At 23.5% G+C, this 24543-nt stretch carries 20 protein-coding genes; 5 read left to right on the top strand and 15 right to left on the bottom strand.

Annotated features, from left to right (window positions below):
• Window positions 1-20: 20 nt before the first annotated feature.
• Window positions 21-1031 (bottom strand): protease SohB, encoded by a 1011-nt coding sequence (sohB, locus tag RA161_00950; GenBank protein ID WMY97624.1) that lies wholly within the window; start codon window positions 1029-1031, stop codon window positions 21-23.
• Between the two features lie 78 nt (window positions 1032-1109).
• On the opposite strand from sohB, the gene RA161_00945 reads away from it, so the two are divergent.
• Window positions 1110-1844, top strand: a complete 735-nt coding sequence (locus RA161_00945) for a YciK family oxidoreductase (GenBank protein ID WMY97750.1) — start codon at window positions 1110-1112, stop codon at window positions 1842-1844.
• A 74-nt stretch (window positions 1845-1918) separates the two neighbouring features.
• Here the strand turns inward: RA161_00945 and rpsA are convergent, their stop codons facing one another.
• The 4 genes from rpsA to serC all read right to left on the bottom strand — a co-directional run bounded on the left by rpsA (window position 1919) and on the right by serC (window position 6907).
• Window positions 1919-3595: a 30S ribosomal protein S1 gene (gene rpsA / locus RA161_00940; GenBank protein ID WMY97749.1), complete on the bottom strand. Its 1677-nt coding sequence runs from the start codon at window positions 3593-3595 to the stop codon at window positions 1919-1921.
• Window positions 3596-3762: 167 nt separating this feature from the next.
• Entirely contained in the window at window positions 3763-4488 is a 726-nt protein-coding gene (gene cmk, locus RA161_00935; protein WMY97623.1) for a (d)CMP kinase, read from the bottom strand.
• A 26-nt stretch (window positions 4489-4514) separates the two neighbouring features.
• A complete protein-coding gene (gene aroA, locus RA161_00930) occupies window positions 4515-5798 on the bottom strand; it encodes a 3-phosphoshikimate 1-carboxyvinyltransferase (protein ID WMY97622.1) in 1284 nt (427 codons plus the stop codon).
• A 20-nt stretch (window positions 5799-5818) separates the two neighbouring features.
• Entirely contained in the window at window positions 5819-6907 is a 1089-nt protein-coding gene (gene serC / locus RA161_00925; protein WMY97621.1) for a 3-phosphoserine/phosphohydroxythreonine transaminase, read from the bottom strand.
• Window positions 6908-7189: 282 nt separating this feature from the next.
• Here serC and RA161_00920 point away from each other — a divergent pair, with 282 nt between their 5' ends.
• Both RA161_00920 and eno read left to right on the top strand, forming a co-directional pair.
• Entirely contained in the window at window positions 7190-8812 is a 1623-nt protein-coding gene (locus RA161_00920) for a CTP synthase (GenBank protein WMY97620.1), read from the top strand.
• A 4-nt stretch (window positions 8813-8816) separates the two neighbouring features.
• Window positions 8817-10076, top strand: a complete 1260-nt coding sequence (gene eno, locus RA161_00915) for a phosphopyruvate hydratase (protein WMY97619.1) — start codon at window positions 8817-8819, stop codon at window positions 10074-10076.
• 3 nt (window positions 10077-10079) lie between these two features.
• Here eno and lpxM read toward each other — a convergent pair whose 3' ends face one another.
• The 3 genes from lpxM to znuA all read right to left on the bottom strand — a co-directional run bounded on the left by lpxM (window position 10080) and on the right by znuA (window position 13322).
• On the bottom strand, window positions 10080-11039 hold the full coding sequence (gene lpxM, locus RA161_00910; GenBank protein WMY97618.1) for a lauroyl-Kdo(2)-lipid IV(A) myristoyltransferase: 960 nt from the start codon (window positions 11037-11039) through the stop codon (window positions 10080-10082).
• Between the two features lie 84 nt (window positions 11040-11123).
• Complete coding sequence (locus RA161_00905) at window positions 11124-12383, bottom strand: peptidoglycan DD-metalloendopeptidase family protein (GenBank protein ID WMY97617.1); 1260 nt, start codon at window positions 12381-12383, stop codon at window positions 11124-11126.
• A 12-nt stretch (window positions 12384-12395) separates the two neighbouring features.
• Entirely contained in the window at window positions 12396-13322 is a 927-nt protein-coding gene (gene znuA / locus RA161_00900) for a zinc ABC transporter substrate-binding protein ZnuA (GenBank protein ID WMY97616.1), read from the bottom strand.
• A gap of 71 nt (window positions 13323-13393) precedes the next feature.
• On the opposite strand from znuA, the gene RA161_00895 reads away from it, so the two are divergent.
• Window positions 13394-14047, top strand: coding sequence for an ATP-binding cassette domain-containing protein (locus RA161_00895; GenBank protein ID WMY97615.1), 654 nt, complete (start codon window positions 13394-13396; stop codon window positions 14045-14047).
• 35 nt (window positions 14048-14082) lie between these two features.
• Window positions 14083-14892 carry a zinc ABC transporter permease subunit ZnuB gene (gene znuB, locus RA161_00890; GenBank protein WMY97614.1) on the top strand — a complete coding sequence of 270 codons (810 nt, stop codon included), beginning with the start codon at window positions 14083-14085 and terminating at the stop codon, window positions 14890-14892.
• Here znuB and RA161_00885 read toward each other — a convergent pair.
• From RA161_00885 to fabZ, 7 genes are all read right to left on the bottom strand, one after another.
• The gene (locus RA161_00885; GenBank protein WMY97613.1) at window positions 14883-15593 is read right to left on the bottom strand and encodes a YebC/PmpR family DNA-binding transcriptional regulator; all 711 of its coding nucleotides are present in this window, start codon (window positions 15591-15593) and stop codon (window positions 14883-14885) included. The genes znuB and RA161_00885 overlap by 10 nt on opposite strands.
• Before the next feature lie 85 nt (window positions 15594-15678).
• The gene (gene aspS / locus RA161_00880) at window positions 15679-17427 is read right to left on the bottom strand and encodes an aspartate--tRNA ligase (GenBank protein ID WMY97612.1); all 1749 of its coding nucleotides are present in this window, start codon (window positions 17425-17427) and stop codon (window positions 15679-15681) included.
• 75 nt (window positions 17428-17502) lie between these two features.
• Window positions 17503-18462 (bottom strand): acetyl-CoA carboxylase carboxyl transferase subunit alpha, encoded by a 960-nt coding sequence (accA, locus tag RA161_00875; protein ID WMY97611.1) that lies wholly within the window; start codon window positions 18460-18462, stop codon window positions 17503-17505.
• A gap of 14 nt (window positions 18463-18476) precedes the next feature.
• The gene (dnaE, locus tag RA161_00870; GenBank protein ID WMY97610.1) at window positions 18477-21962 is read right to left on the bottom strand and encodes a DNA polymerase III subunit alpha; all 3486 of its coding nucleotides are present in this window, start codon (window positions 21960-21962) and stop codon (window positions 18477-18479) included.
• Between the two features lie 92 nt (window positions 21963-22054).
• Window positions 22055-23191 (bottom strand): lipid-A-disaccharide synthase, encoded by a 1137-nt coding sequence (gene lpxB, locus RA161_00865; protein WMY97609.1) that lies wholly within the window; start codon window positions 23189-23191, stop codon window positions 22055-22057.
• A gap of 49 nt (window positions 23192-23240) precedes the next feature.
• Window positions 23241-24038, bottom strand: coding sequence for an acyl-ACP--UDP-N-acetylglucosamine O-acyltransferase (gene lpxA / locus RA161_00860; protein ID WMY97608.1), 798 nt, complete (start codon window positions 24036-24038; stop codon window positions 23241-23243).
• A gap of 16 nt (window positions 24039-24054) precedes the next feature.
• Window positions 24055-24507, bottom strand: a complete 453-nt coding sequence (gene fabZ / locus RA161_00855) for a 3-hydroxyacyl-ACP dehydratase FabZ (protein WMY97607.1) — start codon at window positions 24505-24507, stop codon at window positions 24055-24057.
• Window positions 24508-24543: the final 36 nt, after the last annotated feature.

Genomic DNA, 24543 nt, shown 5'->3' with positions numbered 1-24543 from the left:
AAAAATACTTAACTATTTCTTTACTGATGTAAAAAAGAATTTTTGATTTTATCGAAAATAATATTAATAAAATTTTCAATAAAACATTTAGAAGGACTAAATATTATTTCAATAATATCATGAGTATTGATTTTTTCTAAAATAAAATCATCACTAAGTTTTAATTCATCAACTAAACCATTTTTTTTTGATTCTATACCATACCAATGTTTTCCATTAGAGACGGATTGAATATCTAATGATTTACGATTTTTATGAACAAAGTCTTTAAATAAATTATGTGTTTCATATAATTCTTCTATAAATTTTTTTCTCCCTTCTTCAGTATTTTCGCCTAATACAGTTAAAGTACGTTTATATTCTCCAGTAGTATGTTGTTCGATATCTATATTATTTTTTTTTAATAAATTATGTATATTTGGAATTTGAGCTACAACTCCAATAGAACCAATAATAGCAAAAGGTGCTGCTATGATATAATCGGCAACACATGCCATCATATATCCACCGCTAGCCGCAATTTTATCAATCGATATAGTCAGCCTTATATTTTTTTCTTTCAATCTACTTAATTGGGCTGCTGCTAATCCATATCCATGAACCACTCCACCTGGGCTTTCAAGACGTAATAATACTTCATCTTTTTTGTTTGCTACAGATAATATAGCAGTAATTTCTTCTCTTAATGCATGAACCTCTTGTGCATTTATACTACCTTTAAAATTAATAACAAAAAGAGAATTTTTTTTTGAAATTTTAGATTTACAAAACAATCTATTTTTTCCAACTCTTTTTTTTAAATTTTGCTTATATTTTTTAAACCATTTTTTATATTCTGTATAATTCATTTTAATAGAGTATATTTTACGTTGATATTCAGAATATATTTTATTTAAATTAACAACTTTCAAATAACTATTTTTTGATTTACGAATATTTATTGAAAATAATAATGATATAAGAAAACAAAATAATGCAACTATAGTAATTAATTTAACAAAAAATAAAATATAAGAAAATATAAAATCCACAATAATACCCTTTAAAATAGAAAATTTAAATTATATAATTATATATATAATATGACAAATTTTGTAAATAAAATAATGATAAAATATCAACCGAAACCAAAATTTTTATATAAAAAAACAATCTTAATTACGGGAGCTGGAGATGGTATAGGAAAAGAAGCAGCACTTACTTATGCAAGTTATGGCGCTAATCTTATTCTTATAGGTAAAAAAATAAATAATGTAAAAAAAACTAAAAAAATTATAAATAAAAAATTTAAAGTGAATGTTGAAATATATTCATTAAATTTCCTCAAATTAACTAACGTACAAGCTAAAAAATTAGTTAAAAAAATTAAAAAAAAATATAAATATATTGATGGACTTTTACACAATGCTGCAATATTGGGCGAAATAAAACCAATTATTGATTATCCAATAAAAACTTGGTATCATGTAATTCAAGTTAATCTTCATTCTTCCTTTATACTAACTAAAAATTTTTTACCATTATTATTAAAAGCTCCACAAAGTTCTTTAATCTTTACAAGTTCTACAGTAGGGAAAAAGGGTAGAGCAAATTGGGGTGCATATTCTGTATCTAAATTTGGAATTGAGTCTTTAATGCAAATTTTATCTGATGAATATAAAAATACTCATTTAAGAGTTAATTGTATTAATCCTGGAAAAACACAAACAAAAATGAGAAAAAAAGCATTTCCAAAAGAAAACTTTTTAAAAAACAAAACTCCAAATCAAATCATGCCAATCTATCTTTATTTAATGAGTGAAGATAGTATTCATATTTCTGGATTAACTTTAAATGCACAATAAAATAATAAATTGCAGATGATAGTACGAAAATATTTTTTTTATATTTATCAAATTTAAATAAAAAATTTAAAATTCTATTCATTTTTAGCAGATTTAAATGCTTCTACCATTACATTATTTGTGATATATATATTTTCTTCATCTTTAAGATTAGAACCATTTTTTTTATTTTTAATATTTTCAGAAAAAGATAAACTAGACAAAAGGATAATTCTATTTTTTCTATCAAATCCTACATATGAAACATCAACCGTATCCCCAATCTTTAATTTTTTATATTTTTCAATTGTTACATCATCGATATGATCTGAAAAATATAGATATCCTTCTAAAGAATTATTTATTTTTAAAATAGCTCCTTTAGAATTTATTTTAATAATTTCCCCATTAACAATAAAACCTTTTTTATGATTTGAAATAAAATTATAAAAAGGATCTTCTTCTAATTGCTTTATTCCTAAAGAAATCCTTTCTCTATCTGGATCTATTTGTAAAATAGTAGTCAATATTTCATCACCTTTTTTATATTTTTGTACTGCTTCTTCTCCAGGAACATTCCACGAAATATCAGATAAATGTACTAATCCATCAATTCCATCTTCTAATCCAATAAAAATACCAAAATCAGTAATAGATTTAATTTTTCCTTTAACATGATCATTTTTTTGATATTTTTCAGAAAAAATTTTCCATGGATTGACTTTACATTGCTTTAAACCTAGAGAAATTCGACGACGTTCTTCATCAATATCTAATATCATAACTTCTAAAACATCATTGACAGAAACAATTTTTGAAGGATGAATATTTTTATTAGTCCAATCCATTTCAGAAACATGTACTAATCCTTCAATTCCTGATTCAATTTCAACAAAACATCCATAATCGGTAAGATTTGTAACTTTTCCTTTTACCTTATCTCCTTCTTGATAACGTTGTTTAATTTTCATCCATGGATCTTCTGAAAATTGTTTTAATCCCAAAGAAACACGACTACGTTCTTTATCAAATTTTAAAACTTTAACATTAATTTTATCACCAATATTTACGATTTCATTAGGATGCTTGACTCGTTTCCAAGACATATCAGTAATATGTAATAATCCATCAATACCACCTAAATCTATAAAAGCACCATAATCAGTTAGATTTTTCACTATTCCTTGTAATTTTGCTCCTTCTTTTAAACTACTCAATAAATTTTCTCTTTCTATACTATTTTCAGATTCAATAACAGAACGACGAGATACTACAATATTATTTCTTTTTTGATCTAATTTGATTACCTTAAATTCTAATTCTTTTCCTTCTAAATGTATTGTATCTTTAATTGGATGAATATCTACTAAAGAACCTGGTAAAAAAGCACGAATTCCGTTTAATTCTACAGTAAAACCACCTTTAACTTTTCCATTAATTAAACCAACAACTATCTCCGATTTTTTATATGCCTTTTCTAAAATTGACCAAGCTTCACAACGCTTCGCTTTTTCCCGAGATAAAATAGTTTCACCATATCCATCTTCTAAATGATCTAATACTACATCAATCGTATCTCCAACTTTAATTTCTAATTCACCATTTAAATTTTTAAATTGTTCTACAGGAATAGCTGATTCTGACTTTAATCCTGCATCTACTAATACTACATCTTTATCAATAGAAATAACTAACCCAGAAATAATTGAACCTGACTTAATTTTTATACTTTTTAAGGATTCTTTAAAAAGTTGAGCAAAAGATTCTATCACTGTCATATATCATAATCTTCAAATATTTTAATGTAATTTTATTTAAATTCCTATTAAATAAAATTGTTGAATATACTTTATAAATTTCCATCATATAAAGAATAAAAAAATATTATCTTTTTTCAAAAACAATTATACCATTATTTTTAACAATAACATATTTAGTATTAGATTTTATCTATAAAAATGTTTTTTTCTTTACAGTAATTTAAAACAATCAATTGAAGATCTTCAATTGATAATTTAGTTACATCTATAACATAAGCATTTTTAGGTATTAATAAAGGTGAATATTTTCTAATTTTATCTCGACGATCACGTTTTATTACATGTGCACGAACTTCATCAATGTTAACATTTAATCCCATATTTTTTAATTCTTTAAATCTTCTATAAATACGAACTTGCAAATTACAAAATAAAAAAAATTTAATTCTAGCATCAGGAAATACTACAGTACCCATATCTCTCCCTTCTGCAATCAAACCAGGTTTTACTCTAAAATTTCTTTGTTTATATAATAAAATTTTTCTCAACCTTGGAAAAATTGCTATTTTTGAAGCTATATTTGCAATTTTTTCTGTATAAAGATTGCAAGTAATATTTTTTTTTTTAAAAAAAACAATTACAGTAGTATGTTTAAAATAAAAAGAAATATTAAAAAAATTAGCTAATAATAATAAATCATCTTCATTGTTGATATTTACATTAAACTTTTCAGACAAAAATGCTATAATTCTGTATAGTATACCAGAATTAAGCAACGACCATTTAAATTTTTTTGCTAATATTCTTGATAAACTACTTTTTCCAACAGAACTAGGTCCATCAATAGTTATTACAGGTGGTAATTGATTCACTAAAACCTCTTTAAATAATTGATTTATTAACATACATTAAACCATTTTTTTTAAAAAAATTATTTCTTTCTATGACTAATACGATTAAATTCTAAAAAATAATTAGGAAAACTTTTATTTACACACTTAGGATTAGAAAGAATAATTTTTTTATTTAAAGATAATAAAGAAAAACACATTGCTATTCTGTGATCATTATAAGTTTCTATAATTTTAGATTTAATGTGCTTAGGAGGAGTAATCTCAATATAATTTTGTCCTATTTTAATTTTTACACCAATTTTTTTCAATTCATGACTTATGGCATATAATCGATTGGATTCTTTGACTACCCAATGATGTATATTTCTTATAATACTTTTTTCTACTGCAAATAATGCTAAAATAGATAAAGTCATTGCTGAATCTGGATAATCGTTCATATCAATATCTAAGCCAATAAGTCTATTTTTTGAACATTCAATATAATTATGACCAAATAAAATTTTGGAACCCATACTTTTTAAAATATTAAAAAATTTAATATCTCCTTGTATACTATTTTGATTAATTCCTATTGTTCTAACTGTTCCTCCTTTAATTGCAGCAGAAGCTAAAAAATATGTTGCAGAAGTAGCGTCACCTTCAACAACATAATGACCGGGAGAAATATATTGTTGTTTACCTTGAATATAAAAATAAGAATAATTACTATGGTATATTTTAATACCAAATTTTTTCATTAATAAGATCGTTAATCTAACATAAGGTTTAGAAACTAAACTATTTTTTATTTCAATAATAGTATCATTATCAGATAATGGTGTTTGAATTAATAATCCGGTTAAGAATTGACTAGATATATTTCCATTTAATTTAATTTTTCCTCCTATATAACCTCCATATATACGTATAGGAGGATATCCATTTTTATCTAAATATTTAATTTTAGCACCGCCTTGTCTTAAAGAATCTACTAAATATTTGATTGGTCTATTATTCATTTGATCATTTCCAATCAAAATAATATCATTATGACCTAGAGACAATAAAGCTGTTAAAGGACGAAGAACTGTACCTGCATTTCCTATAAAAATAGTAATGTTTTTTTTATTATTGAAATGATTTCCAATACCTTTAATTTTACATATTTGATACTTTTTTGACAAAGTATATTGAATACCTAATTTTTTTAAAGCCATTAACATATGATATGTATCATCACTTTTTAATAAATTTTCTATTTTTGTAATTCCTTTAGATAAGGCAGATAATAACAATACTCGATTTGAAATACTTTTTGATCCAGGTAATGTAATACTACCATTAATATAAGAAATTTTAGGTATTAAAATATAATTCATAAATTAATAAATAAAAAAAATTATTTATAGTTAAATTCAAATTCTTTCATAAAATTTACTAACTTTTGAACTCCTTTTATTGGCATAGCATTATATAATGATGCACGTATCCCTCCAGAATTACGATGTCCTCTTAAAAAGAGTAATCCTTTTTTTTCAGCCATTTTTAAAAATTTTTCTTCCAAATTTTTTGTATCAAGATAAAACGGAATATTCATTAAAGAACGATTTCGAAAAGCAACATGATTGACATAAAAACTACTTTCAATAATTTTATTATATAGTAATTGAGCTTTTTTTTTATTTTTTTTTTCCATTTTAATTAATCCCCCTTGACTTTTAATCCATTTTAACATTATTCCTGATAAATATAATGAAAATATTGGTGGAGTATTATAAAAATAATGACTTTTTTCCAATAAAGTATAATTTAATATTGAAGGAGTTTCTTTTCTAGGAAAACCTAATAAATCGTCACGTATGATAACAAAAGTTAACCCTGAAGATCCAATATTTTTTTGTGCACTAGCATATATCAATCCAAATTTACTAATATCAATAGGAGCAGATAATATAGATGATGAATAATCTGCAATTACTATTTTATCAGAAGGAAAAAAAGGAATATCATGAATAGCTATACCATCAATAGTTTCATTATGACAATAATGAATGTATTTTGATTCTTTTGTTAAAGGCCATTGATATATATTTTTTAAATAAATACGAGAATTTTTATAAAAACTAATATTAATACAATTAGGAATACAGTATTTTCTACCTTCTTTTGCTGCTATTTTACTCCAATATCCAGTAATAATATAATCAACTACTTCATTTTTTTTAAATAAATTTAAAGGAAATGCTGAAAATTGTCCTCTTGCACCACCATGACAAAACAATACTTTATAATTTTTTGGAATATTTAATAAATAACGAAAATTTTTTTCTATTTCTTCAATCATTTTAATAAATAAAATATTGCGATGATTTATTTCTAATATTGATATGCCATATCCATTCCAGTTATATAATTCTTTTTTTATATGTTTTAAAACAGAAATTGGTAACATAGAAGGACCAGCACTAAAATTATATATTTGATTCATTTATTAATCCTCAAAAATATTTTACAAAAAATTTTTTTATACTATATATTTTAAACCTATCATATCTAAATATATACAAGTACATTTTTAAATAAATTCATTAAATTTATTAATACTTTTTTTAAAAAAATTAAATTTTACACTAAATAATATAAAAAAATGATAATATAAAAAATATTTGTTAAATGTTAATCTATAAAATATTTTTCTAATTATTTTATTTTCATAAAAAAAAATTTTTATTTATTAACCAATAAAACAATAACTTTTTTTTAAAAAAATATGAAAAAAAATTATATTTTTATTACTGGAGGTGTAGTTTCCTCCCTTGGAAAAGGAATCGTAGCTGGATCTTTAGGCGCCATATTAGAATCACGTTCATTAAAAATCACTATTATAAAATTAGATCCTTATATTAATGTTGATCCTGGAACTATGAGTCCAGAACAACATGGAGAAGTTTTTGTAACAGAAGATGGAGCAGAAACAGATTTAGATCTTGGTCATTATGAACGATTTATTAGAACTAAAATGACGCGATATAACAATTTTACTACAGGAAGTGTATACTCAGAAGTTTTGAGAAAAGAAAGAAATGGAGACTATTTGGGTTCTACTATACAAGTAATACCTCATATTACAAACGAAATTAAAAAACGTATATCTTTAGGAAGTAGTGGTTATCAAATTATAATAGTTGAAATAGGAGGAACTGTTGGAGACATAGAATCTTTGCCATTTTTAGAAGCAATAAGACAGTTAGCTTGTGATATTGGACGAGAAAATGCATTATTTATACATTTAACTTTAATACCATTTTTGTCAACATCTTCAGAATTTAAAACAAAACCAACACAACATTCAGTCAAAGAATTACTTTCTATAGGTATACAACCTGATGTATTAATTTGTAGATCTGAAAATAATATTTCTCTAAATGAAAGAAAAAAAATTGCACTTTTTTGTAATCTACCAAAAAAAGCTGTAATCTCTTTAAAAAACGTAGATTCTATTTATAAAATTCCAAAATTATTAAAAATACAAAAATTGGATGATTATATTTGTAAAAAATTTAATATTAATTGTCCTCCAGCAGATTTATCTGAATGGGATGCAGTTATTAAGGCACAATCTAATCCTACAGATCAAGTAACTATTGGAATGGTTGGAAAATATACAAATCTACCAGACTCTTATAAATCTACTATTGAAGCTTTGAAACATGGAGGTTTGAGAAATAAGGTGATAGTCAATATTAAATTAATTGACTCCATTATTATTGAAAATAATGGATTAGATATTTTAAAAGAAGTTGATGCTATATTAGTCCCAGGAGGTTTTGGTAATAGGGGGGTAGAAGGGAAAATTATTACAGCTCAATATGCAAGAGAAAATAATATCCCATATTTCGGAATTTGTTTAGGTATGCAAGTAGCAATTATTGAGTATGCAAGAAAAATAATGAATATTGAGGATATTAATTCTACAGAATTTTCACCATCTTGTCAATATCCTATTGTAGATCTAATGAATAAATGTTTTAATAAAAAAAAGACTAAAAATAATAATAAATTACCTGGAAAAATGAGAATAGGTAATCAAACTTGTTATTTAATTAAAGGAACAAAGGCAAACAAATTGTACAAAAAAAATATTATTTTAGAACGTCATAGACATCGATATGAAGTAAATACAAAAATTTTAAATAAATTAAAAAAAGCTGGATTATGTATTTCAGGTTATTCTATTGATAACCAACATGTAGAAATTATTGAACATCCTAATCATCCATGGTTTATAGCTTGTCAATTTCATCCTGAATTTAATTCAACTCCAAGAGATGCACATCCTTTATTTATTTCATTTATACAAGCAGCAAAAAAATATAAAAAAATAAAATTATAATAATATGTCTAATATCAATAAAGTAATAGGAAGAGAAATTCTTGATTCAAGAGGAATCCCTACAATTGAAGCAGAAATCCATTTAAAAAATGGATATTATAGTATAGCATCCGTTCCTTCTGGAACTTCAATTAGTTCAAAAGAAACATTAGAATTAAGAGATAATAATTTTTCACGTTTTTTTGGTAAGGGAGTTTTAAATGCAGTTTCAATGATTAATGGACCAATTGCTTCTAATCTAATCAATAAAAATCCTATGGATCAAGAAAATATAGATCGTATATTAATCAATTTAGATGGAACAAAAAATAAATCTAATCTTGGGTCTAATTCTATTTTGGCAGTATCTTTAGCAAATTTAAAAATTTCTGCATTATTAAAAAAAATACCTCTATATCAACGTATTTCAGAACTTAATGGAACACCAAATAAATTTACAATACCATTACCTATGATTAATATTATCAATGGAGGAAAACATGCAAATAATAATTTAAAAATACAAGAATTTATGATACAACCAATATCTGCAAAAAATTTTAAAGAATCTGCAAGAATTGGTTCAGAAATTTTTTATCATTTAGGTAACATTTTAAAAAAATGTAATATTAGTACTTCTGTAGGTTATGAAGGAGGATATACACCTAATTTTAAATCTCATCATATAGTTTTTAAAACTATACTGCGTTCTATTAAAAATGCAGGATATAAAATAGGTAAAGATATTACTTTAGCAATAGACTGTGCATCTTCTACTTTTTATAATAAAAAAAATAAAAAATATTATTTTGAAAAAAATAAAATTTTTTCTTCAAAAGAATTAACACATTATTTAAATAATATATCTAAAAAATATTTTATTACATATATTGAAGATGGATTAGATGAAAATGATTGGGATGGTTTCGTATACCAAACAAAAATTTTAGGTAAAAAAATACAACTAGTTGGAGATGATATATTTGCAACGAATATAGAAATGTTAAAATATGGTAAAAAAATGAAAGTTGCAAATTCAATTATTATTAAATTAAATCAAATAGGTACTGTTACAGAAACATTAAAAATTATAAAAATGGCAAAAAATATTGGATATTCAATTATTATTTCACATCGATCTGGAGAAACTGAAGATACAACAATAGCAGATTTTGCTGTTGGAACAGGATCAAAAAAAATAAAAATAGGCTCTATTACAAGATCCGAACATACAGCTAAATTTAATCAACTAATACGTATTGAAGAATCATTGTCAAAAAAATAAAAATTAATATAATGTAACTTCTCCATTTTGACGAGTTTTTAAAAATTTTAAAATCCAAGCATATTGTTCTAAATAAGGCCTAATTAAATATTCTAACTCTTCATTCATTCTTCTTGCTACATATTGATCACTTTTTCCTAAAATATCTTCCATAGGATCTCGTATATAAATATCTAATTTATGTGTTTTATAATTATATACTGGAAATAATGGAACAATAGCTGCTTTACAAATTTTCATTAATTGTCCTATTTTAGGTAAAGTTGCTTTATGAGTTGCAAAAAAATCAACAAATTCACTATTTTTATAACCATGATCTTGATCAGGCAAATAAAATCCCCAAAAACCTTCTTTAACACTCTCTACAAATGGTTTAATTCCAGCCTCACGAGAATGTAAACGTCCACCAAAAGAATATCTTGCTTTATTCCACAAATAATCTGCAACTGGATCTTTTTGGTGATGAAACATAGCAGCTATTTTGTTACCTTTAGCTGCTAACAAAACTGCAGGTATATCTACAGCCCAACCATGAGGTACCATAAAAATAACATTACGTTTTTCTTTTTTTAATTTGTCTATAATATTTTCATTATGCCATTTTGTACGAGATGCTGTATTTCCAATGCCACGTAATACTAATTCAGCTAAAATACCTAATGATTGCGGAGCAACTGCAAACATTTCATTAAGATATTTTTCCCTTCGTTTTTGTGTAAATTCAGGAAAACATTTTAATAAATTAATATTTGCTCTCCTACGTGCACTTTTAGCTAATTTACATTTACCTATTAAATGTCCTAATTTTGCTAATAATTTATCTCTATATTTAAATGGTAAATATGCAACACATACTAATAAAAAAGCAAGAATCCAAGTTCCCCAATATTGTGGAAAAAGATAAAAATAATGAAAAGTGGGTATATATCCACATTTTTTATTCGTATTTTTTTTTTTATTCATTGTTTTACTCAATTTTTTTTAAAAATATAAATAAGATAATAATCTATTATTTAAAATAATAGATCTCATATATCAAATTTAATTTTATCTTTCAAATATATAGAAATTTTCAATCAAACTTAATTTAGATCTAATTTTTTTTAAAAAATTATGAAATTCTTCATATTCATATTTATTTAATCTTGGAATTAATATCTCTAATTTTAATGGGTCTACTGGTTTATTATTAATCCAAAATTCATAATGCAAATGTGGTCCAGTTGTTCTACCAGAATTACCAGATAATGCAATACATTCTCCTTTTTTTACTATTTGTCCATTATGTACAAAAATTTTTTGTAAATGTAAATATCGACTTATATAATTTATATTATGAGATATAGTAATAAAATTTCCTGCTATTTTATCATATTTTGCTGATACTATTTTTCCATCTCCTATAGAAATAACAGGAGTACCAATAGGCATAGACAAATCAACTCCAAAATGTGGAGAAACTTTTTTTGTAATAGGATGTAATCTATTTAAATTAAAATATGAAGAAATTCGAAATCTTTTTTTTGAAGGAAAATTTAAAAAATCAAAATTTAAGTGATTTTCATTAATGTCAATATATTCATTATTACTTTTTAAAAGTATAAAGTATTTTTTTTGACTTATTATGCAATATATTGCAAAAATTTTACTCTTTCTATTAAAAACTTTTTTATAAATTAAAAATGAAATTTGATCTCCAGATTTTATCTTATTAATATTTATTTGATATGATATAATTTTTATTATCTGATTAATTTCATAAATATTTAAATCAGTATTTATTAAATCATTAATAAAATTTTTTTTAACAATAATAAAATCAACATACTTATACGTTATATCAGAATACATATAAAAATATTGATTTATTAAACGCGATATTTCCTCATTACTATAAAAATATCTTTTTTTATTATTTATATTTGAAATATATAATTCATTTAGATTAAAATCTAAATAATATTTATTATTAATTATTCTTTGATTAATATTAAAAATATTATTAAATATTCTTTTATTATTTTTAAAAGAATGAAAAGATATATCATCATTTTTTTTTTTATATTGCAATAAATATAAAAAACTTTCTATTTCTTTATATTTTTTATACAAATAAAAATTTATATCACTATTTTTATAAAAATAATTTACAAAAAATTCTTTTAATTTTCTTAAATTTGATATTTGAGAAATAATTTGAAAAAAATAAAAAATAAATGATAAGATTAATATCTTTCTTAAAAAAAATTTATATTTTTTATTTAAATTAATGTATGTCTGAAAAATATTTTTTACTATTTTCTGCATCTATAATATTCCTCAAATATTTTTATATAAACAATATTTAAATTGCTGAGATAACATAGTCAAAAATTCTAAATAACTATTTTTATTTATAGATATTTCATCTCCTAAAGGATCTAAAATCCCTATTTTTACATTTGTATTTTTTACAATAGATTCTATTATTGAAAATTTAAATTGTGGTTCTACAAAAATACAAGATATATTTTCTTTATTTAAAATTTTTTTAATTTTATATAATGTTTTTATTCCAGGATAAATTGTAGGATTAATCGTAAAATATCCTGATGAAGATAAATTGTACTTCTGTTCAAAATAAGCATATGCATCATGAAAAACAAAATATTTCTTATTTCTTAATGAAAAAAACTCATCATTTATTTTTTTATTAACATCTTTAAGATTTTTTTTAAAAACATTTAAATTATGATTTAATTTATTTTGATATTCTGGATAAAGAATAATTAATTTTTCATAAATATTTTTTGCAATAATGAATGCAATATCCGAAGATAACCAAATATGTGTATTAACATTGTGAAAATTAAGATGATCATCAATTTTTTGGTACCTTCTTTTTTTATAAAAATTCTCAAAATCATTAGAATTATTTTTTAATAACATTTTTTTTATATTAACATCATACATTAATGTAATAACATTATTTTTTGGAACATTATGTATTACTTTAATTAAAAAGTTTTCTAAGTTAGGTCCGATCCAAATTAATAAATCTGAATTTTTAATTTTTTTTAAGTCAGATATTTTTATTGAATAATCATGAGGAGAACTTCCAATAGGAACTAAACTGTAAACATCAGTAATACCATCTGTAATAGCAGATGCTATAAAACTTAAAGGTCGTATTGACGTTACTACAAATGCATTTAATTGAAAACAAAAAAAATAGAATATTAATATATATAATTTTTTTTTCAACATAATATAGTTTTTAAAAAATAAGCATGATAATGTATCAGAAATATTTTTAAGCTACAAGATTTTTTTATACTATGCAACCATTATTAATATTAAAAAATATTTCTATTAATATAAACAAAATTCTATTTCTTCAAAATATATCTTTTAGTTTATATCCTAGAGATATATTAACAGTAATTGGTAAAAATGGAGTAGGAAAATCTACTTTAGCTAAGATAATTTTAGGTTTATTACCATATAAAAATGGAAAAATATTTTACAAGTCCTCTTTAAGAATTGGATACGTTCCTCAATTTTTTTCTATAGATATGACAATACCATTGACTGTAAAAAGATTTATGACTCTGAAAAAAGTTAATATTGATGAGATCATTGCTACATTAATTTATGTAGATGGTGAATATTTAATAAATAAACAAATGTACACTCTTTCTGGTGGAGAAATCCAAAAAGTTTTACTTGCTCGTTCGTTATTAGATAATCCAGAATTATTAGTACTAGATGAACCTACAAAAAATCTAGATATTAATGGACAAAAAAAATTATATAATCTAATTGAAATTGTTAGATCAAAATTTAATTGTGCTGTATTTATTATTTCTCACGATATTAAAAAAATCATGAAAAAAACAAATAAAATTTTGTTTATAAAAAATAAACAAATCAATTTTTCCAAAGTAAAAAAAGAATTCTTTCATAAAATAGTTTCTGATTACTATAAATGATTGCTTATATTTCTATCAAATAATAATATAATAATATGATTGAATTATTAATACCTGGCTGGTCAGCTGGAATATTATTGACAATTGTTACAGGTCCTCTTGGAACCTTTATATTTTGGCGTAGATTATCATATTTTGGTGATACATTAGCACATTCTTCATTATTAGGAGTAGCATTAAGCATACTATTTGATATAAATTTATTTTATACAGTTATTTGTATTACACTAATTTTAGCTTTTTTATTAAATTGGTTAGAAAAATATCAGCAATTAACTCTTGATATTTTGTTAGGAATTATAGCGCATACAACATTTTCATTAGGTCTATTAATAGTTAGTATTATAGGAAATGTTAGAACAAATTTAATGATATATTTATTTGGTGATCTATTGTCTGTAACTAATAATGATATATTGTTTATTGCTATTGGAGTATTTCTTATTATTATAACTGTAATTAGTCAATGGAATAAATTTTTATTAATAACAATTAATCAAGATTTAGCTTTTGTGGATGGAATTAAAATAAAAAAATTAAAATTATTGCTGATGTTAATAACTGCATTGACTATTGGCATTTCCATGAAATTTGTAGGTGCTTTAATTATCACTTCTTTATTAATTTTACCTGTAGCAACAGCAAGAATATTTTCAAAAACTCCTGAACAATTAGCAATTATTAGCATAATAATTGGAATGTTTTCAGTAACTGGAGGTTTAATAATTTCAGCAAATTATGACACTCCAACTGGACCATCTATTGTAGTATGTACCAGTATATTATTTATTTTTTCTTTACTAATCAATATTTATAAAGAAAAAATTAATTTATATCAAAAATAATTATGATAAACGTTTACAACATCGTGAATTTTTTTTAAAGATTGAATAAAAGAATTTAATTTTAACGCGATTTCTTTTTCTTCTATTTTAATTTTTTTTATTGGAACAATTGTAATAAAATTTTTAATCGATTGAAATCCGAATTTATTTAATATATTTTTTATATCATAAATTTTTTTTGGATGTGTATATATAAATATATAATTATTAGATAATTCAATATCTTCTATATCATTTTCTAATGCTATTTCTAATAATTTATCTTCATTTTTATCCTTATAAAAAGATAAAAGTCCACGTTTAACAAACAAATATGATACCGATCCAGAAATACCTAAATTAGCATTGTATTTACTAAATACATGACGTATATATGAAATAGTCCTTTTTCTATTATTGGTTAAACATTTTAATAAAATTGCAATACCTCCTGGACCATAACCTTCATATGTTATAGACTGTAGCTTTTCTTTTTCATTTTTTTTATTAAAAATAATTTTATTTAAAACACTTTTATTAACATTATTTGATAACGCTTTATCTATTAAAACACGTAGTTTAGAATTAGATGTTGGATTATTTCCATATAAACGACTAGCTGAATACAAATCACGTATAATTTTAGTAATTTTTTTTTCACGTTTTGAATCTTGTGCTGCTTTACGATATTTTGTATTTGCCCATTTACTATGTCCAGACATGACAATAATCTCTTTTATACAATTTTCTTATGATAAAAAAAACATTTTTTTCAAAAAAACAATATTTTTTATTTTTTTTAAATCTCTATACTAAATTTAACTCTTTTAATATAGAATCATCAATTCTACTTGGAGTATTAGTCATTAAACAATTTGCTGTAGCTGTTTTTGGAAATGCAATGACATCTCTGATATTTTTTTTGTTCATTAATAACATAACTAATCTATCTAAACCAAATGCTAAACCAGCATGAGGTGGTGTTCCATATTTTAAAGCATTTAAAAAAAACCCAAATTTATTCATTTGTTCTTTTTTATTAATATTTAAAATATCAAAAATAATTCTTTGCATTTCGTATTTATGAATACGAACAGATCCACTAGCTACTTCATATCCATTAATAACCATATCATAAACATCAGCTATAACATTCAATGGATTACTTTTCAATTTTGACATACAAAAATTTTTAGGAGCTGTAAAAGGATGATGCATAGATTGTAAAACACCATTTGAATCTTTTTTAAAAATTGGAAAATCTATAACCCATAATGGTTTCCATATATTTTTTTTTGTAATATTTAAAATATTACCCATTTCAACTCTTAATTTTCCCATATATTTGTTGAGAATATTATATTTACCTAACCCAAAAATAATCACATCTCCAATATGAATTGGAAAATTATTCAATAAAAAATTTAAAAATAATTTATTTTCTTGAAATTCAAAATTAATAGAAGATTGAATTTTTATATTATTTATCTCCAATGAATTAATTTGAATCCAAAATAAATCTAATTGATATTTTTTTTTAGCATTCTGAATATATTGATTTAATATTTCATATTTTAATAGTGTATTATTAGAAATACATAATAAAATTATCGAAATCTGATCATGAATTTTAAAAGGTAAAAAATTTAAATAATTATTTTTTTTAAATAATTCTGTTACTTCTATCAACTCTAATGGATTTCTTAAATCTGGTTTATCAGAACCATATTTTTTTATTGATTCTAAAAATGTAATAACAGGAAATGTTCCTATATCAATACCTAAAATTTTTTTCCATAAAGATCTAATCATTTTTTCCATTAATTTACGTATTTTAATAGAATTCATAAAAGATATTTCTAAATCAACTTGAGTAAATTCTGGTTGACGATCAGATCTTAAGTCTTCATCTCGAAAACATTTAACTATTTGATAATATCTATCTACACCGGAAATCATTAATAATTGCTTAAAAAGTTGCGGAGATTGTGGTAAAGCATAAAATTTTTTTTTATGTATACGACTAGGTATTAAAAAATCTCGAGAACCTTCAGGAGTAGACTTTGTTAAAACAGGCGTTTCAATATTCAAAAAATTATTTTTTTCTAAAAATTCACGTATAATACTTGTAATTTTTGAACGAACCTTTAATGTTTTTAACATGGTAGGTCGTCTTAAATCAAGATATCTATATTTTAATCGCAAATCTTCTATATTTTTATTTTTATTTTCTATTGGTAATGGATCTGAACTATTAATAATTATAAAGTTGTTAACTTGTACTTCTATGGTTCCAGTTTTAATATTATCATTATTTTTTTTACGTCTACAAACATTTCCAAAAATTTGTATACAAAATTCGTTTCTTATTCTTTTTGCTTGAGAAAATAAATTATTATTATTTTTTAAAAATAAAATTTGCACTATTCCTGTAATATCTCTTAAATCAACAAAAATAAATTGACCTAAATGACGATAACTATTAACCCATCCACATAAAATAACTTTTTTACCTATATCTTGATCACTCAACTCTCCACAATAACGTGTACGCATAAAATTATCTTCTTAAATAAAATTTATTTATATAATTCAATCTATTTTTTTTAATTGAATATAAATTAATTAATATTAACAATAACCACATTTCATTAAACGATTATAACGGATTTTAATTAATTCTTTAGTATTTAATAAATCTATATCAATAAGATCAAGAATAATCCTTTTTTTAAGATTATATGCAATTTTTTCATAATCTCGATGTGCTCCACCTAAAGGTTCTTCTATAATATTATCAATCAAATTTAATGACTTTAATCGATTAGCTGTAATACCCATAGCTTCTGCAGCTAATGATGCTTTATCGCTACTTTTCCATAATATTGCTGCACAACCTTCTGGAGAAATTACAGAATATATACTGTATTGTAACACATTTATTTTATCACCAATACCTATAGCCAAAGCACCTCCAGATCCTCCTTCTCCTATTACAGTACATATTATGGGTACCGATAATCTAGACATTTCTCTTAAATTACGAGCAATAGCTTCTGCTTGACCACGCTCTTCTGCTCCTACTCCTGGATATGCTCCGGGTGTATCAATAAAAGTAATAATTGGTAGTTTAAATCTTTCTGCAATTTCCATGAGTCTTAATGCTTTTCGATAACCTTCTGGAGCAGGCATTCCAAAGTTTCTACGAATTTTTTCTTTTGTATCTCTACCTTTTTGATGTCCAATGATCATTACAGAACGTCCATCCAATCTCGCTAATCCACCAATAATTGCTTTATCATCTGCGTAAAACCGATCTCCAGATAATTCTTGAAAATGAGTAAATATACGCTCTATATAATCTATAGTATGTGGGCGCATAGGATGACGTGCTAATTGCACAATTTGCCAAGCACCAAGATTAGAAAAAATTTTACTAGTTAGTTCTAAACGTTTCTTACGAAGTTGAGCTATCTCTTTATTTAAAGAGATATTTAATTTTTTTTCTTTAAAATTAATTGATTTTAAATCATTTATCTTTTCTTCTAATTCTAGAATGGGTTGTTCAAAATTTAAAAAATTAAGACCCATAATACTCCTATTTATTAAAATTCTATTTTTATTCGATCTTCTCCAAGCAAATTTCTTAATTCTACTAAAAAATTATTACTAACTACTACTTTCCATTTATTCCCTAAAATTAATCTAATATTTTTTGCATTTTCTTGACAATACAAAATATTAATTGGTATTTTTCCAGAAATATACTTTTTTAATATATTTTCAATTTCCTTTAATAATAGAATATTGATTTGATTTTTCATCAAAATAATAGAAATATTTTTTATATATTTATTTCTAATTTCTATTAATGAAATTAATTCATAAACAATCATTTTATAATTGTCTCTAAAATTATCGAATACAATACGACCTTTAGCGCATATAATCTCATTTTTTTTTAAAAGATTTTGATATTTATCATAAATTTTGGAAAATAAAAAAATATCTAAACGACCAGAACGATCATCTAAAATACAGATTGCTATTTTTTGTCCATTTTTGTTTCTCAGAATTTTAATCGATGTAATTAAACCAATAATAATTAATACTTGATTCTCAGTATTTGAATTAATATCTCGTAATTTTATTCCATTATTGTAATAATGAATTTCTTTTAAATAAGGAGTAATAGGATGTCCACTTAAATATAAACCAAGAGTTTCATATTCTCCATTTAATATAAATTCATTAGAATAATGTAAATGAGAAGAATTCAAAAAACTACTTTTAATTTTTTCTGATATATAATTCGATAAACCAAACATATCTTTTTGGCCTAAAAAAAAGTTCTTATTTTTTTGTTCTGATAATTTTAAAGCATGTGGTAATATTTCAATTAGTTTGATTCTATTTAATTTAAAAACATCAAATGCTCCAGACAAAATCAATTTTTCTAAAACTCTTTTGTTAATTTTTTTATTATCTATTTTAATACAAAAATCAAAAATATTATCAAATAAACCATACTTTTTTCTAGAAAATACAATATTGTTAATTATTGATGTTCCTATTCCTTTAATAGCACCTAATCCATAAACAATTTCATTATTTTCATTAACATAAAATTTATAAAATCCAAAATTAATATTTGGTGGTAATATCTTTAATTTCATTTTTAAACATTCATCAATTAAAACAACAATTTTTTCTAAATTGTCCATTTCAGCAGTCATAACAGATGCCATAAAAAAAGCAGGATAATGTGTTTTTAACCACAAAGTTTGATATGTAATCAATGCATAAGCAGCAGAATGAGATTTACTAAACCCATATCCAGCAAATTTTTCTACTAAATTAAAAATTTTTAATCCTAAATTAGGATCTATTCCTTTTTTTTTTACTCCAGCTTGAAATATTAATTGCTGTCTTTTCATTTCTATTGGATCTTTCTTACACATTGCACGACGTAATAAATCTGCTTCTCCTAATGTATAACCAGCTAATGTTTGTGCAATTTTCATAACCTGTTCTTGATATAAAATAATTCCATAAGTCGATGACAAAATAGGTTTTAATAAAGTATGTTGCCATTTAATATCAGGATAATAAATTTTTTCTTTTCCATTTTTTCTATTAATAAAATTATCAACCATTCCTGATTGTAATGGACCAGGACGAAAAAGTGCTACTAATGCTATAATATCTTCAAATGAATCAGGACATAATCTTTTTATCAAATCTTTCATTCCTTGTGATTCTAATTGAAATATTGCAGTAGTTTGCCCTTTTTTTAATAAATTAAAAACTTTTAAATCATTTAAAGGAATATTAATTATATTAATATAATCCAACTTTTTTCTTTCTTTTAACATATTAATCATTTTTAAAGCATAATTAATAATAGTTAATGTTTTTAATCCAAGAAAATCAAATTTTACTAATCCAACATATTCTATATCATCTTTATCAAACTGTGTTACTGGATTTGTTCTATTCTCATCAAAATATAAAGGAGTAAAATTTGTAATTTTTGTTGGTGAAATAACTAATCCTCCAGCATGTTTACCCACATTACGAATAATACCTTCTAATTTTTTCGACATATCAATAACTAATTTGACATCTTCATCATTATTATACATATCTTGTAATTGTAATTCTATTTTTAATGCCTTTTTTAATGTAATACCAAAATCATTAGGTATTAATTTTGCGATTCTATCAACAAAACTATATGAATAACCAAAAACTCTTCCAACATCACGAATAACTGATTTAGCTGTCATAGTTCCAAAAGTTGTAATTTGTGCAACAGAATCACGACCGTATTTTTCTTTTACATGTTCAATAACTAAATCACGTTTTTTCACACAAAAATCAATATCAAAATCAGGCATTGAAATACGTTCCATATTTAAAAAAGGTTCGAATAAAAGATCGAAATCTAATGGATTTAGATCTGTAATTTTTAAAGCATATGCAACTAAAGAACCTGCACCAGAACCTCTTCCTGGACCTACAGGAATACCTTTTTGTTTAGACCATTGCACAAATTCCATAACAATTAAAAAATAACTTGGAAAACCTATTTTATTAATGATTTTCAATTCATCATTTAAACGTTGATAATATTTTTTAAAAAAAATATCAGATGATTTGAAATTAGGATATAAAATAGATAATCTTTCTTTTAATCCATTATGAGCACATTTAACTAAAAAATCTTCTATTCTTGTTGGATTAGTAAAAAAATTTGGCAAAAAATATTTCTTTTTTTCAATTTGTACATTACATCTCTTAGCTATTTCAACACTATTTTCTAATGCTTCAGGTATATCTGAAAACAATTCACACATTTCTATTTCAGTACGTAAATATTGTTCCTCAGTATATTTTTGTGTTTTTTTAAAATCAGATAACATACATCCATTATGTATAGATACACGAATTGAGTGTGCTTCAAAATCGTTTTTATTTAAAAAACGAACATTGTTAGTTGCAACTACTGGTAAATTTTCTTTTTTTGATAATAAAATGGCAGATTTAATATACTGATCTTGATTTTTCTGTTTTGTTCTTACAAGTTCTAAATAATAATTTGAATAAAAATGTAATTTATAAAAATTAATACATTTATTTAATAAAACTTTATCTTTACGCAATAAAAAAATTCCAATATCACCATTAGTAGAACCAGATAATAATATAAGACCATTTTTATATTTTATTAACCATTTTTGTTTAATCAATGGTCCTAGTTTTTTACAACCGCTACTATATGATTTTGAAATAAGATACATTAAATTATGATAACCTTCATTATTTTTAGCTAAAATTGTTATATCAAATATTTCATTGTTAAATGATGATAACATATGAAAATCTACTCCAATAATTGGTTTAATTCCCATAGAACATGCAGATTTATAAAATTTTATTAATCCATGAAAATTTGAAAAATCTGTAATTGCTATTGCAGGACTATTTAAAAAACACATTTTTTTCAGTAAAAGATCAATTTTTATTAATCCATCTACAATAGAATAATCACTACGAACATGTAAATGTACAAATTTAATTTTAGACATTTTTCTCTTTATTTATATTTTGTTATCTTATATATTTCAAATAAAAAATATTTTATTTAAAATAAACTAAATTTTAAGATTTTTAAAAAAAATTACTTATATTTAATAATATTTAATATTTCTTCTGCAGATTTTTGATTAGCATTACATTTTATTTGTTTATGCAATTTTAAAAATTCTTTCTTTAAAAAAGATCTTTTTTGACAATTTAATAATTTTTGTAAAGAATTAGCAATATTTTCTGGCTCACATTTTTCTTGAATATACTCCTCAATTATTTTTTTTCCAGCTAATATATTTGGTAATGAAATATAAGAAATTTTTATTAAAAACTTTGCAAATAAATATGTTAGTGGTTTTAATTTATATGCAACAACCATAGGACATTTCGACAACATACATTCTAAAGATGCAGATCCAGATGCTAATAAAGCAAAATCTGATGCAATTAAAGCTAAATCTGATTTTCCATCTAATATTTTTAATTCTAATTTTGGACAAGTTTTTTTATAAATACTTTCAAACTGCTTTTTTTGTTTTTTATCAAAAAAAGGAACAAGAATCTGTAAAAAAGGAAAATTCTTTTTAACAATTTCTGCTGTTTTTAAAAAAATTTTTGATAATAATTTAATTTCAAAATAACGACTTCCTGGAAGAATAGAAAAGCATTGAGTATTAGAAGAAATATTAAGTTTCATTTTTGCACTATTTTTATCAGGATAGAATGGAATTTTATCTGCCATAGGATGGCCAACAAATTTAAAATTAATACCATATTTTTCATAAATTTTTTTTTCAAAAGGTAAAAAACCAATTACTAAATCTACAGATTTTTTAATTTTAAAAACACGATATTTTCTCCATGCCCAAATAGAAGGACTAACATAGTGAATAGTTTTAATTCCTCTTTGTTTTAATTTTTTTTCTAAAAAAATATTAAAATCTGGAGCATCAACACCAATAAAAACATCAGGTTTTAATTTAGAAAACTTTTTAATTAATTTAAAACGAATTTTTAAAATTTTTGGTATTTTCTTCAAAATTTCAAATAAACCCATTGTAGAAATTTCTTCCATTTTATACCATACTTCACAACCTTCTTTTTCCATAAGAGGTCCAGCAACTCCTACAAATCTTATATTAAAAACCTGATTTTTAAGAGCACGCATAAGATTAGAAGCTAATATATCACCTGATGCTTCACCAACAACTAAACCAATAGTTAACATTTCAAAAAAAAATTATTCATTTTAAACATTTTTATAACAACATTCGTTATTAACGAATAATACCTCGATTTGATTGAGCAGAATTCTCTAAAAAATCACTTAAAACTTTGACATAAGGATTATGTTTGCCTAATTTAATTAATATTTCTTTAGCATCTTCTAATGGTTTACCACAACGATAAAGAATTTTATAAGCGTTACGAATAGCATGTAATGAAGCTTTATCAAAACCTCTACGCTTTAAACCTTCAGCATTAATACCAAAAGGTGTAGCATGATTTCCCTGTGCAATTATATAAGGTGGTATATCTTGTGCAACACCTGAACATCCTCCAACCATAACATGCGTTCCAATTTGACAAAATTGATGTACTGCACTCATACCACCAATAATAGCATAATCATCTAATTTAACATGTCCACCTAATGTTCCATTATTAGCAATAATACAATAATTTCCTAAATAACAATCATGTGCAATATGCGTATTAACCATTAATAAATTATCATTTCCAATTTTTGTTAATCCTCCACCCTGTATTGTACCTCTATGAATCGTACAATGTTCACGAATACGATTATAATTTCCAATTTCAACACTTGTAATTTCACCTTGGTATTTTAAATCTTGATTTATCTCACCAATAGTAACAAATTGAAATATTTGATTATATGAACCAATTTTAGTATTTCCATCTACAACTACATGAGACTTAATAATAGTATTAGAACCAATTTTTACTTTTGAACCTATATAACAAAAATGTCCAATGTGTACGTTAGGTCCAATAATTGCACCATCCTCAATTATTGTTGAAGGATGAATAATTGCTGTTTTATGAATCATATCACAGCCCTCATTTTCATCCTTCCTGACTACGAGCACATAGCATAATAGCCTCACATATAATCTTTTCCTCTACAATTGCTATACCTTTAAAACGAGTTAATCCTCTTTTACTTTTATCAAATATAACCTCAATAATCATTTGATCACCAGGCTGTACTGGTCTTTTAAATCTCGCTTCATCAATACCTGCAAAATAATAAAGTTCGCCAGGCTCTAAATTTCCTACACTTTTAAATGCTAAAATTCCAGCAGCTTGAGCCATTGCTTCTAAAATTAAGACTCCAGGGAAAATAGGTTTACCTGGAAAATGTCCTTGAAAAAATAACTCATTAACAGATACATTTTTTATTGCACGCAAAAATTTACCTTCTTTAAAATCTAATACACGATCAACTAATAAAAAAGGATAACGATGTGGCAATAAATTTAAAATTTCTTCTATATCCAGAGTATGCTTATCACTCATAGAAAAGACTCTTCTTGATTTTAATTGAAAAAAATA

The organism is Arsenophonus sp. (genome assembly GCA_031446085.1).
In the GTDB taxonomy this organism is placed as follows: domain Bacteria; phylum Pseudomonadota; class Gammaproteobacteria; order Enterobacterales; family Enterobacteriaceae.
The sequence above is the reverse complement of the archived record's forward strand: the minus strand, read 5'-3'. Positions and strand labels throughout refer to the sequence as shown.

What these genes read in the sequence shown, in the direction of transcription:
- cmk (WMY97623.1), bottom strand. Translation starts at nt 4,488, where the DNA reads ATGTTAATAAATCAATTATTTAAAGAGGTTTTAGTGAATCAATTACCA.
- RA161_00885 (WMY97613.1), bottom strand. Translation starts at nt 15,593, where the DNA reads ATGTCTGGACATAGTAAATGGGCAAATACAAAATATCGTAAAGCAGCA.
- serC (WMY97621.1), bottom strand. Translation starts at nt 6,907, where the DNA reads ATGAATCAAATATATAATTTTAGTGCTGGTCCTTCTATGTTACCAATT.
- eno (WMY97619.1), top strand. Translation starts at nt 8,817, where the DNA reads ATGTCTAATATCAATAAAGTAATAGGAAGAGAAATTCTTGATTCAAGA.
- fabZ (WMY97607.1), bottom strand. Translation starts at nt 24,507, where the DNA reads ATGAGTGATAAGCATACTCTGGATATAGAAGAAATTTTAAATTTATTG.
- lpxM (WMY97618.1), bottom strand. Translation starts at nt 11,039, where the DNA reads ATGAATAAAAAAAAAAATACGAATAAAAAATGTGGATATATACCCACT.
- RA161_00905 (WMY97617.1), bottom strand. Translation starts at nt 12,383, where the DNA reads ATGCAGAAAATAGTAAAAAATATTTTTCAGACATACATTAATTTAAAT.
- dnaE (WMY97610.1), bottom strand. Translation starts at nt 21,962, where the DNA reads ATGTCTAAAATTAAATTTGTACATTTACATGTTCGTAGTGATTATTCT.
- lpxB (WMY97609.1), bottom strand. Translation starts at nt 23,191, where the DNA reads ATGTTAACTATTGGTTTAGTTGTTGGTGAAGCATCAGGTGATATATTA.
- aspS (WMY97612.1), bottom strand. Translation starts at nt 17,427, where the DNA reads ATGCGTACACGTTATTGTGGAGAGTTGAGTGATCAAGATATAGGTAAA.
- lpxA (WMY97608.1), bottom strand. Translation starts at nt 24,038, where the DNA reads ATGATTCATAAAACAGCAATTATTCATCCTTCAACAATAATTGAGGAT.
- aroA (WMY97622.1), bottom strand. Translation starts at nt 5,798, where the DNA reads ATGAATTATATTTTAATACCTAAAATTTCTTATATTAATGGTAGTATT.
- accA (WMY97611.1), bottom strand. Translation starts at nt 18,462, where the DNA reads ATGGGTCTTAATTTTTTAAATTTTGAACAACCCATTCTAGAATTAGAA.
- znuA (WMY97616.1), bottom strand. Translation starts at nt 13,322, where the DNA reads ATGTTGAAAAAAAAATTATATATATTAATATTCTATTTTTTTTGTTTT.
- RA161_00920 (WMY97620.1), top strand. Translation starts at nt 7,190, where the DNA reads ATGAAAAAAAATTATATTTTTATTACTGGAGGTGTAGTTTCCTCCCTT.
- znuB (WMY97614.1), top strand. Translation starts at nt 14,083, where the DNA reads ATGATTGAATTATTAATACCTGGCTGGTCAGCTGGAATATTATTGACA.
- RA161_00895 (WMY97615.1), top strand. Translation starts at nt 13,394, where the DNA reads ATGCAACCATTATTAATATTAAAAAATATTTCTATTAATATAAACAAA.